At 47.5% G+C, this 16,174-nt stretch carries 14 protein-coding genes; 2 read left to right on the forward strand and 12 right to left on the reverse strand.

The features are described 5' to 3' along the window. Nucleotides 1–10: 10 nt before the first annotated feature. Nucleotides 11–1,978, reverse strand: coding sequence for an alpha-galactosidase (locus GCWU000182_RS02955; protein ID WP_023391260.1), 1,968 nt, complete (start codon nt 1,976–1,978; stop codon nt 11–13). Between the two features lie 295 nt (nt 1,979–2,273). Here GCWU000182_RS02955 and GCWU000182_RS02960 point away from each other — a divergent pair, with 295 nt between their 5' ends. Next, nucleotides 2,274–3,617, forward strand: a complete 1,344-nt coding sequence (locus GCWU000182_RS02960) for an APC family permease (RefSeq protein ID WP_023391261.1) — start codon at nt 2,274–2,276, stop codon at nt 3,615–3,617. Between the two features lie 42 nt (nt 3,618–3,659). Here GCWU000182_RS02960 and GCWU000182_RS02965 read toward each other — a convergent pair whose 3' ends face one another. From GCWU000182_RS02965 to GCWU000182_RS03000, 8 genes are all read right to left on the reverse strand, one after another. Continuing rightward, nucleotides 3,660–5,216 carry a ClC family H(+)/Cl(-) exchange transporter gene (locus GCWU000182_RS02965; protein WP_023391262.1) on the reverse strand — a complete coding sequence of 519 codons (1,557 nt, stop codon included), beginning with the start codon at nt 5,214–5,216 and terminating at the stop codon, nt 3,660–3,662. Nucleotides 5,217–5,274: 58 nt separating this feature from the next. After that, entirely contained in the window at nt 5,275–6,750 is a 1,476-nt protein-coding gene (locus tag GCWU000182_RS09560) for an HAD-IA family hydrolase (RefSeq protein WP_023391263.1), read from the reverse strand. Nucleotides 6,751–6,793: 43 nt separating this feature from the next. Further along, nucleotides 6,794–7,843, reverse strand: a complete 1,050-nt coding sequence (locus GCWU000182_RS02975) for a Gfo/Idh/MocA family oxidoreductase (RefSeq protein ID WP_023391264.1) — start codon at nt 7,841–7,843, stop codon at nt 6,794–6,796. A gap of 210 nt (nt 7,844–8,053) precedes the next feature. Continuing rightward, nucleotides 8,054–8,653, reverse strand: coding sequence for a GNAT family N-acetyltransferase (locus GCWU000182_RS02980; RefSeq protein ID WP_023391265.1), 600 nt, complete (start codon nt 8,651–8,653; stop codon nt 8,054–8,056). Beyond that, nucleotides 8,646–9,443 carry an epoxyqueuosine reductase QueH gene (locus tag GCWU000182_RS02985; RefSeq protein ID WP_023391266.1) on the reverse strand — a complete coding sequence of 266 codons (798 nt, stop codon included), beginning with the start codon at nt 9,441–9,443 and terminating at the stop codon, nt 8,646–8,648. Before GCWU000182_RS02985 ends, GCWU000182_RS02980 begins: the two co-directional genes overlap by 8 nt. Before the next feature lie 725 nt (nt 9,444–10,168). Then, on the reverse strand, nt 10,169–10,642 hold the full coding sequence (gene tnpA, locus GCWU000182_RS02990) for an IS200/IS605 family transposase (RefSeq protein WP_023391268.1): 474 nt from the start codon (nt 10,640–10,642) through the stop codon (nt 10,169–10,171). A gap of 248 nt (nt 10,643–10,890) precedes the next feature. Next, complete coding sequence (locus tag GCWU000182_RS02995) at nt 10,891–11,406, reverse strand: ATP-binding protein (protein WP_023391270.1); 516 nt, start codon at nt 11,404–11,406, stop codon at nt 10,891–10,893. A gap of 68 nt (nt 11,407–11,474) precedes the next feature. Beyond that, a complete protein-coding gene (locus GCWU000182_RS03000; RefSeq protein WP_023391271.1) occupies nt 11,475–12,851 on the reverse strand; it encodes a hemolysin family protein in 1,377 nt (458 codons plus the stop codon). Nucleotides 12,852–13,078: 227 nt separating this feature from the next. Between GCWU000182_RS03000 and cbpA the strand changes: the two genes are divergently transcribed. Further along, nucleotides 13,079–13,714 carry a cyclic di-AMP binding protein CbpA gene (gene cbpA / locus GCWU000182_RS03005; RefSeq protein WP_023391272.1) on the forward strand — a complete coding sequence of 212 codons (636 nt, stop codon included), beginning with the start codon at nt 13,079–13,081 and terminating at the stop codon, nt 13,712–13,714. Nucleotides 13,715–13,786: 72 nt separating this feature from the next. Here the strand turns inward: cbpA and GCWU000182_RS03010 are convergent, their stop codons facing one another. Genes GCWU000182_RS03010 through GCWU000182_RS03020 form a run of 3 tightly spaced genes read right to left on the reverse strand, consistent with a single transcriptional unit; the run spans nt 13,787 to nt 16,164 of the window. Beyond that, nucleotides 13,787–14,689 carry an RluA family pseudouridine synthase gene (locus tag GCWU000182_RS03010; RefSeq protein ID WP_023391273.1) on the reverse strand — a complete coding sequence of 301 codons (903 nt, stop codon included), beginning with the start codon at nt 14,687–14,689 and terminating at the stop codon, nt 13,787–13,789. Between the two features lie 2 nt (nt 14,690–14,691). Beyond that, the gene (locus tag GCWU000182_RS09565) at nt 14,692–15,297 is read right to left on the reverse strand and encodes a thioredoxin family protein (protein ID WP_023391274.1); all 606 of its coding nucleotides are present in this window, start codon (nt 15,295–15,297) and stop codon (nt 14,692–14,694) included. A gap of 15 nt (nt 15,298–15,312) precedes the next feature. After that, nucleotides 15,313–16,164, reverse strand: coding sequence for an NAD kinase (locus tag GCWU000182_RS03020; protein ID WP_023391275.1), 852 nt, complete (start codon nt 16,162–16,164; stop codon nt 15,313–15,315). Between the last annotated feature and the right edge of the window lie 10 nt (nt 16,165–16,174).

Below are 16,174 nucleotides of genomic sequence, written 5' to 3' on the forward strand. Positions count from 1 at the left end.
TTTTAACATTCTAAGTTCTTGAACCAACCATGGGATCAGCATAGGTCAGTTGATAGATGACCAGTTCCTGAGGCGCTAAAGTAGCCTGCCAAATATGCTTTTCCGTCCGTTCCAAGCTTGCACGACCTGCGACTTGCATGAGGGTCTGGAGTTCGCCATCCCCCAAAACATAGGTTTGAGGTTGAGCTGTCGGATTACGTAGCGACAGAATGACACGACGCCCGTCATCACTCAAACAGCGATAGCCATACAACCCCGTATGGTCAGCTGGCTTATGGCCGATAAAGCGACTATTCTTAAGGCAATCGTCATAGTTATCCTGTACCCAGCGAATGGCCTCGGCATTGGCACGCCAACGTTCCTGGTCGAAGAGGTCGTAGGAATAATAGCACTCCCAGAAGGCATTACCGCGCGTCCCAATAAAGTAGAGATAGTCACGGAATTCACTGACACTGGCCTGGATAGGATGGTCTAAGAGCCCTGCAGTCGCCCGATGAGCAAAGATTGGCTCATGGTTATAGAAGTATTTCTGTGGCACTTGGATAGCTCGCTCGCGAATGAAGGCGTGATAACGATCATCTCGATAGGTCATCATACGGGCAAAATCAGTCTCCCCAAGTGAATCGTAGCCTGTATCCTGAGAAACTTGAATCCATAGGCTATTGACATAGGCTAGCCACCAAGGGCTTGGATTGACGTAAGAAGTTAAATTCAACCATAAATCTCGCTTCGCCCCTTTTTCATCATGGTCTTGGGCATGTTTTTGGCGATAGGCTGTCCGGAGGTTCTGGAAGAGCCTAATCAAACGTTCGTAAGTCGCCGTCATCTGGTGCATGCCATGAGGACCAGAGGCATCATCTTGGGCGGGCTCAATCAAAAAGCCATCTAGCTTCCAATAAGACAGATCATACTGGTCCTGATAGGCTAGAAGCTTAGCTTCTAAGGCATCCAAATAGGCCGGGTCACCCACATTGACGTCTTGAGTGCGTTCATTTTTAGTCCCTAGCCCTAATTCTGGATGAGCCTTGAGCCAGTTGCTCATGGTCAGCTGCGTGCCCCCATAGCCACCGCGTGGCCCCATCCAAAGGCCAAGCTGGCCACCATAACTTGCCACTTGATCCTTGATACATGAGAGGCCAAGCGGAAATTTCTCGTTGAATTCCCAAAAGCTCTCATAATTGGCCCAGCCATCGTCGACCACATAAGTATCCAGTGGCACCCCATAATCACTGAAACCTGCTCGTATAGCGGCAAAGGAAGTCATAATCTTGTCCTCGTCAATGTCTAACATATGGTCGTACCAGGAATTATATTGTAGGCGGAAGTGGTTTGGTAATGCAATGCTATCGATGTAAGCGAAGAAGGCTTGTTGGATGCTTGAATATTCAGGGCTTGCCGCTGATCCTATAACCGTCGCATGTAAATTCACTGGTTGGTCTGAAGTCACCTCTCGCCCTAGATAGTAGCGTGACCAATAGCGACCTTCTTCTAGGCGATTCTCTGCTAGGGGAAATTCCATCCCTAGGAAGAAACTATTGGCGTAGACTGGCTGGCCACAGGCCACATAGTAACCACTAAATCCTGCCATCTCAGGAATTGCCTCTTGTTCCTTTGGCGGATAAAACTTGGCATCCTCCTGGAAGGTCATGGCCGATAAATCTAGGAAATTAATCGCCTGTTTTGCCTCTAAGAGGCTAACCTTGCATTTAAGATAGCCGTCTATTAGCTCGTAAATCACCTTGACTCGCGCTAGGTCGTCTTGGTAATCTACCTGAATGGCTTCTGAGGTATCTTTCTCAAGCTGAGCTTGCATCTGGCTAGCGGCTAGCTGCTCGCCCTCCTGCCAATGGATAACAAAAGGCTCACTCTCACTTAAGAGATAGGTCTTTCCCGTCTGTCTATTGGTCAGCCGGTCTAAGTAAAACTGTTGATGATTGCAGACAAAATGTCCGATAAGCGTTTGGCTTTGGAGTTCCATACGCCTCTCCTCCTCATAAAAGTAATCATACTTACCTAATATAATTGTAAGCTCCTAGCAAATATTTTTCTATCTTACTTTGCCACCTTCTCTATGTGCTGATTAATCACTAAGGAACTTTTGTCATATTTATAGTAGCTTTTACAAATATTTCTAGTATAAAAGGCGCTCCATCCCGAACGGAACTCATCTAATTCTCATTTTTTTGCCACTTTATTCAAATTCTTCTTGTGCCTCTTGACCTAAACGCGTATAATGTAGAGTAATTCATCTTTGATATTAGGAGGTATTATATATGAATCAACCAAAAAAAGCCTACGGCCTCTTAACAGCTGTAGCGATGATTATTGGGATTGTGGTCGGTTCGGGGATTTACTTCAAGGCTGATGACATCCTGACCTATACGGGTGGTAGCCTAGCCTTAGGCTTACTGGTCCTGTCCATTGGGGCCAGCAATATCGTCTTTGGTTCCCTATCCTTGTCAGAATTTGCTAAATTAGAGACTTCAAGTGGTGGGGTTGTGGCTTACTTAGACCGCTTTATCTCTTCACGCTTAGCAACTGGCTATGGTTGGTTCTTAGCCTTCGTCATGATTCCAAGTGTGGTTGCTGTCGTATCTTGGGCTTCTGCAATTTACACCGGCTTACTCTTCAATCTTGACCTGAACCTAGGTCAGCAAGTACTCTTAGGTCTGGCCTACACCCTCTTCTTCATGGCCTTGAATGTCCTCTCTCGTGTCCTCGGGGGTTACTTCCAAACTCTGACCATGTTCATCAAGATGGTACCCTTGGCCCTGATTGTCTTTGCTGGTCTCTTCTGGTCAGCACCCGCGCCAAATCTTCCGGCTGGTGTTTCCGCAATTGAACCGAGCAATGTGGGCTTAGGTTGGCTATCAGCCCTAGTTCCCCTGGCCTTCACTTATGAAGGCTGGAACTATGTCGTGACCATTGCACCTGAGCTCAAACATCCAAAACGTGATTTGATTCGTGCCTTCATTATTGGCCCGCTCATTATTCTCTTGACTTACTTGCTCTTCTTCTATGGCATGGTCCGCATTCTGGGGGCAACTTTCGTACTATCAACTGGTGACCAAGCCATCACCTACGCCCTGACTTCACTCTTAGGTGAACGCGCTGGTAACCTAATCCTAGTCGTGGTGATTATCTCCATGCTAGGGGTCCTCAATGGCCTTCTCTTAGCTGGGATGCGTCTACCACAGGCCTATGCTGAAAAAGGCATGTTACCAAAAGGTCGCTTGGAAGAGATTCACCCTAAATATCAGGTATCTGTGCCTTCCGCCATCCTCTTCACTGCTATTACGCTAGTTTGGCTTTTAATCCATTACCTAACGCAAAAATTCGGGATTATGGGCAAGGGAGATGTCAGCGAAATTACCATTGTCTTCAACTACATCTTCTACATTATTCTCTATCTTCGCGTCATCAAACTCAATCGCGAGGGCTTGGCTAGCAATCGCCTGACCAGTCTCTTTGCTCCAGTTATGGGGATTATTGGGGCCGCGCTAGTCATCGGCGGGAGTTTGATTTCTTCCCTTCAAACCACTTTGGTTTTCAGCTTACTCTGCGCCCTAGTGATTTTGACCGGGTGGCTTTACTCTAAACGCCAAATGCAAAACTAACAACGAAAAAGGCTGAGACGCTGTCTCAGCCTTTTTTTATTGTCATTCATCTTGCGCTGGCATAGCTAGTTGGGTCATGGCTTGATGCATGTTGCCCACAATGCCTTCATCCGTCACCGCAATCAGAATATCGCCTGCCTGCAGGACCATTTTGCCTTTGGTGATGTACTCTTTCTCACCACGGCGAATGGTGGCAATCAAGACCTCTTCAGGCCATTTAATAGCGGCCACCTTCTGGCCAACCAAGGGGCTGTCAACATAAATGGGCACTTCGAAGGTGGTCCGTCGCCCTGTCTTGGCTAGGTCCTCTTGGTGCAGCATTTTTTCAGCTAATGCCTCATAAATTGGCGGCATCTTAAGGGCTTCCGCAAGAAGGAAGGCAGATAGGACCACTACCGCGAGCGGCATGAGTTGGTTGAGGCCCCCTACCATTTCACTTACCAGAAGCAGAGCCGTAAGTGGCGCTTTCCCGATGGCTGCAAAGCCTCCTGCCATAGCGAAGAAAATAAAGCAGAGCAGGAGTTCCTGATCCATGCCGGTGACATTGATAATGAACTGGCCGTATAAAGCACCTACTAAGGCACCTAGGGACAGGATAGGTAGGAAAATCCCGCCCGGCAGGCCAGTCCCATAGGAAACCATGGAAAATACAAAACGCACTAGGAGAATAAGGGCTAGGACTAAGAGCGGCGTCTTAGTGTGAGCTAATTCTAAAATCAACTCACCACCCCCGCCTAGAATGTGGGGTGCCACCAATCCAATTGGAATGATAAGCAAGCCAGCCACAATGCCATAGAAAGGCGGGTTAACCCAAGGCACTAACTTAGCATAAAGCCGTGGCAAGGCAAAGGTCACACGTTGATAGCACCAACCGAAAGTTGCTAACAAAAGGCCTAAAACTACCAAATAACCGTAATAGGCGACAGGAAACTTGAGATGATTACCTAAATCAAGCGCTGGATGATTACCAAAAACATGTAGGGAGATAAAGTTAGCCGTCACCGTTGCTGTCAAAGTCGTTAAAGCGACCGTCGGACTGAAGCTATGGTGAATCTCTTCCAAAACAAAAAGCAAACCCGCAATGGGCGCATTAAAAGCCGTCGCTAGACCGGCACCTGCCCCACTGGAAATCAGAATATTCTCTTGGACGCGATTGCTCTTGGTTACCTTAGCGACCCCCTGACCAACTGCTGATCCCAATTGAATGGAGGGACCTTCTCGGCCTAGGAAGAGTCCGGACCCAATAGCAATACCGCCCGCCACAAATTTCTTCCAGAGAATAGACCACCAGTTAAGGCTTAGATGCCCTTGAAGTTGGAGCTCTACCTGCGGGATCCCGCTGCCCTTAATATAAGGTTCACTCCGAACAATTAGGCCTAGAACATAGCCTAGGACTAGGGTCCCTGCAATATAAGGCAAAATCAGCCAAGGATTAACCTGCATGGCCTGATAGGCTGACACAATCCATGACAGGACAGCACCTATCATAAAGCGGAAAGCCGACACAATACACCCCACTAGCCCCCCGACTAAGAGACCCGCTAAGACATAGCGTGTCTTATTGCGGCGAGCCGCAAATTCTTGAAATCTCCTACGCATACTATCACCTCTTCTAGTGAATATTATAGCAAAAAATTGAGGGGCTGTGGTAAAAAAATTAATTACTCATATCCAATCCTTGACTCACACACCAGGCTTGAACATCCTCAATCACCTCATCCGCCATCTGACGGAACTCTCGGTCATCAACCTTGAGGACATAGCGGTAGATGCCTTGGGCCAATTGGAAGGAGAGACAGGCATCTAGCAGGGGGCTTGGTTCTTGCAGGGGCAGAATCTTGCGGTAGCCTGCTAGAAAGGCTTGGCGTTCTTCTGTCGACTTGACTTCACGCAGCCAGAGCTTACCTAATTCACGCCAGGGAATATCGACCACAAGGCGCTCAAAGTCAATGACCGCCCACTCATCTCCCCTACGTTTGAGGTTACGCCAGGAGTAGTCCCCATGCAGAACCGCTTGCGGAAGACTGGCATACTCCGCATCGATTTGCTCAAAGCGAGCTTGGAAAAAATCATAGAGGGGTGCTAGCCTTGCCGCTTCAGAGCTACCAAGTAAATCCTGATGCCAGCTATTTACTTGCTGACTGAGCGGCGGTTGACGTCGCAAGTGATCAGCTAAAGGCGCCAGCTTCAAATGCGTTTTAGCTAGGAGCTCACCTAGTTGGCCTAAGTCCTCAAGGCTTGGCGCCACCACTGGGGCTAGTTCCTGCCAGTCTTGAATGAGAACATGGCGCCCTTCTAAGACTAGGTCCGCGACATACCAATCGGGCCAGATTGCTAGGAGACCTAGCTTATCCCGCTTAAACTTGTCTGCTTCGGCATACACTTTGACGAAATAGCACCGCTGATACTGAGGCAAGTCGGCCCGGAAAACTGCATTCAGCGAAAGATGATCCAAAGGTGTCAAACTGGCTGACAAACAAGCCGCTAACTTAGCCTTAAATTCCGGTGTGACGGGGCCATCATGAGGCGCAAACCAATCCAGAATATCCTTTAACTGCGTCATGACGCGTTGCCGACCAGTCTCTGGACCGATAAAGTTAATGCTTCCTACACCAGCAGCCAGCGCACACTCAATATCTAGGTCGCGGTCACCGACATAGTAGGTTTGAGCCGGATCCAATTGATATTTAGCTAAGAGGTAATGCACCCCTTGAGGATCAGGCTTGCGCTTAAAACCTGCTTCAATTGTAATGACTTCATCGAAATAGTCAGACCAACCCAATCGGTCCAGAACTTGGAAGGCTGCCTTGTCCTTATGGGTGTAGACAAAGTGCCGATGGCCTGCTTGCTTCAAGCCAGCTAGGGTGGCATCTGCTCCTTCCATGGGACCAATCTGTCCGTCCCGAGCAGCGGTCGCTTGTTTGAGTCTAGCCACAAAACGGTCGCGCTCTATCTGGCCAGAAGCCACTAGATTAGCGATGAGGTCACGGATGGAATAATCAATAATATAGGTTGCCACTGCCTCTCGGTCAAAGCTGAGTCCCAAGGCTTGATAGGTTTCGGCTAGCGCCTCTAGGGTATGGGGATAGGAATTAATGAGGGTCCCGTCCAGATCCCAGATAAAGTTGGCCATGGGCGACAACTCCTTTTCTTAAAATTAAGTTATTGGCTGAATACTAAGGTGCTACTTGCCAACTGGCCTTCAGACTGGCAATACCGGCTTCTAATATTTCTAGCTGAAGCAAGGTCTCTTGCGGTTGAACGCGACGGGGGGCGCCTTCTCTGACTGTGGCATAGAGGGCCTGATAGACGCGGCCATAATCGCCCCTTTGACTCTGGATGGCTTGTCGGACTAGGCGCCCCTCTTGATCGAGGCTAGACAGAATGCCATAGTGCTCTGGCCTGTCCAAACCAAAATCAGGCTGGTCTGGCATATAGAAGGCCTTGAGATCTTCCTCCTGGCGGTCCTTGCTAGCCTTGATAAAGGAGCCTTTACTGCCATAGAGTTGGAAGGAAGGTCGTTCTTCTAGGCGGAAGTAGGAGGATTTAACGGAAACCTTGAGGGGACCATAATAGAGGTCCAGGTCGAAGTAATCATTCATCCGATTGGGGCCTAGGAGAGATCGAACATCGTAGACCACCCGGTCAGGCCGGCCAAAGTAGGCAATCACCTGGTCTAAAGTATGGCAGGCGTGGCTGTAGAGAAAGCTCGAATTGAGGGTAAAGGTTTCTTGCCCTTGCGGAACTTCTGGTCGATAGTAATCAAAGTGCATCTCGACTTCCAGCAAATCACCCAACTTACCCGACTCGATGACCGCTAGGCTAGTGAGGTAGTCCGAATCATAGCGACGATTTTGATAGCACTCTAGGTGTAGGCCTAATGCTTCCGCCAAGCCAAAGAGCTCGCGCGCCTCTTGGGCAGTCGCTAAAAAAGGCTTCTCACACAAAACGTGTTTGCCAGCTAGGAGGGCCTGTTTAATATAGTCATAGTGGGAGTCCAAGGGTGTCGTGATGACCACTAAGTCCACTTCAGGGTCTGCTAAAATAGCCGCTAAGTCCTGACTATAGTGGATATCTGGGCGTTTGGGCCAAGCAAAGTTAAAATGCCGGACATAGACGCTTTTGACCCGAAACAAATGGGGCAGTTGATCGACGAAGGGTAGGTGATAGCGGTTGGTACTCTTGCCATTGCCGATATAGGCCAGAGTGAGGGGCTGAGTGGTCATAGCATTACCTCCTTTAGCGAGTGACGATAAAATAGTGATTGCTAGGCTAGCATAAATTACTGATTACTTCTATTATACGCAATGAGGGGGGCTATCGACAAGCGCTTTCCATTCCTGGCTCGATAGACAAAAACAAGGCCAGAGCTTGCACTCTGACCCTGTTTTCCTGGCTAGTACTCTAGCACTATACAGTACCGGTTCCATTTTAGCTTATGCGTAAGAAGCTCGCTCGCGCCGGCGAGCCCAGTCTGACTTAAGTAGTCCATAACGTAAGTCATCGATGCGGGCATCATCCAGTTGGTGTCTACCCCGCAAACAAGCTTCTAGGGAAAAGCCACATTTGCGTAAGACTGACTGACTCTGTTCATTACTGCTATAACAGGATGCCTCTAATTTGTAGAGATCCAGTAGGCCAAAAGCCACCTCGATAAAGGCTGACACAGCTTCCGGCGCAATGCCCCGTCCCCAATAAGTAGGATGTAGGACATAGCCAATCTCTAAGATATCTGGCCCCAGACGATCAATAAAATCAATGGAGCCAATCACTCGATCAATTCCCTTAAGGGTAATGCCATAACCAATCGGCACCCTGCGATAACTCATTTCTTGAGGAAAAACCTGGGTAAAGTAGGTAATTTCTTGTTCTAGACTCCGAATGCGCGGGAACCCCGCCGCCTGAGCCACGGTATCCAAATGAGCATAAGCAAACATATCTTCTGCGTCCGCCAAGGTCCGCTTGCGCAGGACTAGGCGATTGGTCTCCACGCGCGGCAAGTGGTTGTCCACCACGCCACCAAATATCTTAATCATGGTTTTCTTTGGCCTCCTTCGCCTTGCTCCTGCCAAAGTTAAATGAAATCTTGTCCCAATTCTCGTGCTTATCCTTGAGATAAGCCAAGGCTTCCTTATTCACCTCCCGTAAATCCACCCCTTGTTGCTTGGCTGCAAAGACACAGCCACAGTAACACTGGCGATAGACATCGTATTCGCGGCACATGACGATTGAACGCTCATAGCCTTTATTTTTCTTAAAGTCACTGGGTAAGTAGTTAACATCATAGAGTTGTTGAACCTCTAGCCCCAATTCATTAATAAGCTGACTGTTTTTCTTAGGGGATAGGGTCAGAGCCGAACCAAAGTAGTCAAAGCCCAATTCTTGGGCCACTTGGGCTACCCGGTCTAGTCGCATATTAAAGCAAGCCGAGCAACGCTCGCCCCCCTCTTCTTCTTCAGCCAATTGATGGAACATGACCATACGCGTAAAGACTTCTGGCCGATATTCATCTTCAATAAAGCCCGCCTGATGGCCAGTCCGTTCATTGAATTGGTCAACGAAGCGCTTCTGCTCATGGGCCCGGCGCTGATACTCAGACTTAGGATGAATATTGGAGTTAGAGAAGAAGATGGTCACCTCCGCGTGCTGGCAGAGGAATTCGAGGGTGGAAGTCGAACAAGGTGCACAGCAAGAATGCAAGAGAATGGTTGGCTTGTCTTCTTGGGCCTCCCATTTAACAATCATTTTGCGTAAGACCTTGTCATAGTTAATGGTCTGATTCTTCAGACGTCGTAAGACTTCTTCTGCGTTAATCTTAGCGTGCATGGCCTCATCTCCTTTCCGCCTTTATCTACCTATAGTATACCATAAACGCCGAATAAATATCATTGGCTATTTTACGTTATTCCTATTATTCATATTGCGCAAAAAAAAGACCCCATTCTGACCTCTTTCTAAATTTCAGGGGTCAAAATGGGGTCAGATTTTATAGGTCGCTTACCCACTTGAGATAAAAGACTTTGCGTGACAATTAGTTAGTCTTTCCTGCTACTCTGCCGTCCACATTGTTGTCATCTCCTACTTAAAGGTTAGCTACAAAGCGCCGATGATGATAATCCGTCCGATTAGAGCTTTCCAATCTGGCTTCGTGCGCTCTATTTTGAATTCGACCTTGAAGTTCTTCATTTTCACTGTTTTTTATGATATACTAAGCATGACCCCCGGAGGGGTGTAGGAGCTTACGCTTCCCACTTGATGCGCCACTTGAGCTTGAACAACCAGAGGCTGATTTCGAAGGTGACCTCGTGTTCTCGTTTAGGTGGCTTTTTTTCGACATGAAAATATACTTTTAGACCAAAAACCGTAAATAGAAGCCAAGTCAACCATTGCATTTTTTGCAATAGTTGAATGCAAATAAATCAAAACCGCCCGTGACAACGGGCGGTTTGCTCTGCGGCTGGAAGCCTATGCTACCGGCCACGGCCTAAAGGCCTACTGAATCGGTTTCCCTCCTGCACCACTTTCCCTCGCTAGCTCTCAAAGAGCTCCACTTACTTTCTCCGATACTTTTCTCCCGTGAAAGGATCTGTCACTTCGAACAAACTCAGTTGTTCTGCTACCTGGTCCTCACGAACTTGATTCCGAATGTATTCTTCTATCTTCTCCTTGTTTCGGCCTACTGTATCCACGAAGTAGCCTCGACACCAAAACTTGCGGTTCCCATAACGGTACTTTAAATTGGCGTATCGATCAAATATCATCAGACTACTTTTTCCTTTCAGATACCCCATAAAGCTTGAAACACTTAGTTTTGGTGGGATACTGACTAACATATGAACGTGGTCTTTGCAGGCATTTGCTTCATGGATAATGACGCCCTTACGCTCGCATAATTCACGGATAATTCTGCCAATCGTTGCCTTGTACTTCCCATATATGATTTGCCGTCGATACTTAGGCGCGAACACGATATGATACTTACAATTCCAACTTGTGTGTGCTAAACTATCATTGTCCTTTTTCATAAGGATACCTCCCTGGTTCTTTTTGTGTGGTCGGGAAACCTACACTAAGTTTACCACTTGGGAGGTCTTTTTGCTTACCTCGCTGTAAGCTCTCCGGAACCACCAGCATTGCTGGTGGTTTTCTCCATACAAAAAAGACCCCCAGGCCGAAGCCTAGGGGTATGTCATAAAGACTGCCTTCAAACATTGCGAGTTTAGCGAAAGCAAGACACAGTAAAAGGCACCGCGTCAGCAGTGCCCCATAGCTTTTATAAGTCGATTTCTACTTGGTAACCGTCTTGAATCAGAAGATAGTTGGCGCCCGCTTGCTTAGCCTGAGCTAGCTGTCTGGCATTGTCCCGCAAGACGCTGTCAAGGGTACACCAAGTGTCATCTACCCTTTGTTCAATGGCATTGGCATGTGCTTTGATATCGGCAAAGTGCTTTCTAATATAATCCTCACTCATGATTAGGCAATAATACTTAATCTGGCTAAGTTCGTCTGCTTCAAAATCCTTGGCCCAATCAAAAGGGATATAGCAGCCTTCTACTATCAAATTTTGCCCATTCTCAATGGCTGTTTTAATCATCTCCCGCACAATCGGCCAGAGAAATTCGGTCAAGGTCTGATCATCCGTCATGGCATGATGGGGACTATGCCCACTCCGAATCAAGCCCATTTTTAGATGGTCGATGGATAGGTAGGGATAATGATATTTTTCCAATAGTCTCTGGGCGAGTAGGGTTTTGCCTGTATGGGACGCCCCCATAATTAAGATAATCATACTCTTTCCTTCCTCTCAAATTCTATAGCAGAAGAGGCAGAGACGATGGTCTCTACCCCTTTAGAAGTCTAGTTTTCTTCGTTTTCTTCGTCACCAAATTCTTCTTCTTCGAAGTCTTGGTAATCAAAATCAGTGGCCATGGTGCGCTCAGCATCTAGTGTTAGCAGTACCCAACGAATACGGCCATTTTCAATTTGTGTGGTAGTCAAGACATAGTCGTTAACCCGTACCGACAAGCGTTCATCATCATCTGGCACATAGCCGATAATTTGAATCATGAGGCCGGCAATGGTCTCCACGTCCTCAGATCGGACTGACTCATTGAAAGTCGCATTAAACTTATCTAGGGTCATACCGCCGTCAATTTCCCAGTGGGTTTCATCAATCGCTTGAAGTGACTCACTATTGATATCGGACTCGTCTTCGATTTCCCCGACAATTTCTTCAATTAAGTCTTCTAGGGTGACAATCCCTTCGACACCGCCGTATTCATCCTTGAGGATAGCCAAATGGGTTTGTTCGCGACGGAATTCGAGGAGTAAATCATCCGTATAGATAGTATCCGGCACAAACATTGGTTCATTGGCAATCTCACGTAAATCTAAGTTATCAAAGCCATGCTCACGTGAGGCACGTAAGAGGTTCTTGACGTGAATCACACCAATCACATTGTCCTTATCCCCTTCATAGAGTGGAATACGAGAGAAAGGACTATCTAATAAGGCATTAATATTTTCTTCCAGTGGATCTTCAATATCAATCATCTGGGTGTCTGTCCGAGGCACCATAACCTCACGAGCTAGCTTACTATCAAGTGATAGCACGCCCTGCATCATAGCAAACTCATCCGTGTCAATGGCACCGTCATTGCGGCTGTTAGCCAAGAGGGCCTTCATCTCACTACGGGTGAACTTCTCTTCTTCTTTGGTAAAATCAATTGGCGTCAACCGCTTCAAAAGCCCTGTTGAAGCCGTCAGCAAGCCCACAAAAGGCTTGGCTAGCCACTGGGTAACAGAGATAAAGCCCGCCGTTCCTAAGGCAATCTCTTCAGGCATCTGAAGGGCGACTTGCTTAGGATAAAGTTCCCCTAAAACCAGGGTTAAATAAGATAAAACAAAGGTGACAATCAAAATCGCGACTGCTTTTCCGCCCGGCAAACTTGGTAGCCAAGTCATAATTCGATCTGCAAAGGTAGTTGCAGCCGACGCACTAGAGAAGAAGCCTGCTAAGGTGATGGCTACTTGAATAGTGGCCAAAAAGTCGTCCGAATTATCCAACAATTTCATCACGCGTTGGGCTTTAACATTACCTGATTCAGCCAATTGCGTCATCTTTTGTTGGTTGAGCGACACGAAGGCAATCTCTGATGCCGAGAAAATCGCATTAATAAAGGTTAGTACTAAGATTAATAAGATTTGTGTACTTAAATTCCCCGAGGGGTCCATTGTCGTCAATCTCCTTTTGCTTTTACAATATAATGTTAACTTTAATAATAGGTAAAAATGCTGCAAATTGCAAGAGCTAGAGGTCAATAATACGTTTTCTTTTAGATATTTTTAATATTCTATGAGATATCCATGAGAAAATATTGTGTTTTGCCCTTATTTTTGATACACTATACGAGATTGGGCCCTATGATAGGGCTAGAAGTTCCCCAGAAAGGAGTGCCGCCATGATTGAACAACTGGTCGTCCCTAAACAACAGATTAGCTATCTAACCGAAGCCGATAACTGCGCTAGCGCCTTGGATTTATTAGAAGACCAAGGGCTACGCTGTGTACCCGTCTTAGATGCCACCCAAACCCTCTACCGCGGTAATCTCTATCGCTATCATATCTATCAATACGCCTACCATCACCCTGATGAGGATTTGAGTCGCTTACCTGTCACCCACTTCCTAAAAAATACCACCCGCGTAGTACACGAGCAAGACTCCTTCTACCATCTGGTCTTTACCCTCAACGACTTACCTTACGTAGCCGTCTTAGACCGTGAAAATCGCTTCAGCGGCATTATCCGCCACAATACCATGCTGCAATGGCTAGCTCAAGCCTGGGCCATGCCGAATGCTGGTTTTGCCCTATCAGTCGAGACCCTAGGGAGCCGTGGCGAGCTGGCTCAAGTCAGCAAGTTAATCAATCGCTTTAGCGATATTGTCTCTGCTACCACCCTAGAGAAGACCGATATGGATACCAAGGGCCAAATCCTCTATGCGCTTCCAAACAGTTTGGACCCTGTTGAGTATAATCAATTAGTCAAACAACTAGAACGACGTGGCTATCGTATTCGAAGCTATCGTCTACATTAAGCCAGGCTTGGAGCTAACTCCAAGCTTTTTCTATAAGAAAAGAGCTCGATATTTGGCTATCGAGCTCTTTTTTTATAGGTGATGTTGTCTTTTAGCTAGCCAAGCAGCCATATCCTCAGGCAGAGGAGCCGATAGCACCAAACGCTGCCCTGTAAAGGGTTGGGTGAGACGGAGTTCACCGCAGTGCAGGGCCTGGCGCCTAATCGCTTCTAAATGCGGGCCACCATATAGGTCATCTCCTACTAGGACCCCACCTGCATCCTGCATATGGACCCGAATCTGGTGAGTACGTCCGGTATGAAGGCGCAGCTTGAGTAGACTGCTGTCAGCAAAGCGATGCTTTAGCCAATATTCAGTGACTGCCCGCTGGCCACTTTCATGGACCCGTCGCGTGATAATCGAATCTTCTGTGCGCGCAATGGGCCGATCGATGACGCCATGATCCGGCCAGTCTGCTTTTGTCGAAATGGCCAAATAATATTTCTCTACTTGCCCCCCTTGGACCTGCTTATCCAACATGGCGTGAGCTAAACGGTGCTTAGCTATCAACATGAGGCCAGTGGTCTGGCGGTCCAAACGGGTGACAATATGAATGACCTGATCCGCGTAGTCTTGGCGCTGATAGTAGCCCTTAACCCGATTGGCCATGGCGGAATCTGGAATCCGTTTGGAAGGGATGGAGACTACGTCAGTCGGTTTATTGACAATCAGTAGGTCCCGATCTTCGTAAATAACCTGAATGGGGACATGTGAAGGTGGCACCGTCTCGTGGCTTCCTTCATCAGCTGCCACCAAGGTCAAGATATCGCCTGCCTCTAATTTGGCCAGGACATTGACTTCTTGCCCATTCAATAAAATGTTGCCACCTTCGAATTTAACATGTGATACGAACTTGCGAGGGATGCCCAGATGCTTGAGATAGTCCTTGATTCGAACCGGATGCTCTCCCTCATAGTGCCATTGAAACTGGACCACGTTTACTTCGCTGCCTCGTTAATAAAAGCTTCGAGATCTGCCATTTTACTTGAGTGGTTGACATTGGTGCCGGGTTTTCCTGATTTGACGATAAAGGCATTAGGTACCTTATTAACCCCATAGACTTGCATAGCAGATTGGAAGTTGCTGTCATTGGCGTGTTTACGGGTATTGTAATAGTAGACAGTGACGCCCTTTTCCTTAGCTAATTGGTTGATCTTAGGAGAGAAGGCGTGGCAGTATGGACACTCGTCAAAACCTAGATAGACAATTTTAGGCCCATCGGTCGTTGATAGGATGAGGTCATTATACTCTTGTTCAGTGACAATTTCTTTGATGTTAGAGTATTCACCTGGCTTGAGGCCCTCACTGGTGTCAAGTGTAATCAGGTCTAAGCTAGAATAGAAACTGGCTTTTTCAGACTCAGACATGCCCGCAATATTGGTGTTGTCTGGAATTTCGACTTTCTTATCGACTTCGGTGACGGTCGCATTAGTCGTATTGTTGCTGGAGTTGTTGCCACCTTGCCCTAAGTTGCAGGCTGCCAAGCTTAAGCTAGCTAAGCCTAAGAGCCCGAGTTTGATTAAGTGTTGTTTATTAAAACGCATATTTTTCCCTCTTTTTTATTTTACTGACTTGTTAATGTTTGATTTTGGATTCCGTTCCTGCTTGTGGCCGATAAAGGAATTCTCTACGCGGTCCCAGAAATGGGTGTGGCGGAAGCTGGCAAACTTAATCCGTGTATCAGCCAACTGGAATTTGACTGACTGGATCCCCTTAGTCTCGCAAGCAAGATGGTCGATCATGAGCATGGTCTGAGCTTCTTCTTGGATAACCAAGGTTAGGTATTCATCACGTGGAATAATCATAGGCGCACCCAGGGTTCGATAGACCCGGTTGTTAAGGGCGGCCATCTCCGTTAATTGTAAGGCATCCACACGAGGATGCATGACGGCTCCACCCAGTGACTTGTTAAGACCAGTGGATCCAGTTGGCGTCGCGATACAGAGGCCGTCGCCACGGAAGGTGGCAAAGAACTTGTCGTTAATTTGAATCTCGGCTACCATGGTGCCAGCCATCGTCCTTAGGGAACATTCATTGAGGGCCAGCCACTCATGAATTTTGCCATCTTTGCAAGCGGCCTGTACCTTAAGTAAGGGATAGCTGACATGGCCCTGTCCGCCAGAACGAACCAAACTATCCACTAGCTCATCTAATTCATGGGGTAGCCAATCGGCATAGAAGCCCAGATGGCCGGTGTGAATCCCGATAAAGATGAAACAATCCAACCAGTCCTGATATTCATGGAAGGCTGCTAGAAGCGTGCCATCACCGCCAATGGTAATGAGGTAATCAGGCACCTGGCCAGGTTCCACCAAGCGGAAGCCCGCAAACTCCAATTTAGCCTTGAGACTGGCCTCAATTTCTAAGGATTGGGGCTGTTGATTGGTATAAATCATGATTGCTTGTTTCATCCGTCAACCG

Source organism: Abiotrophia defectiva ATCC 49176, from assembly GCF_000160075.2.
In the GTDB taxonomy this organism is placed as follows: Bacteria; Bacillota; Bacilli; order Lactobacillales; family Aerococcaceae; genus Abiotrophia; species Abiotrophia defectiva.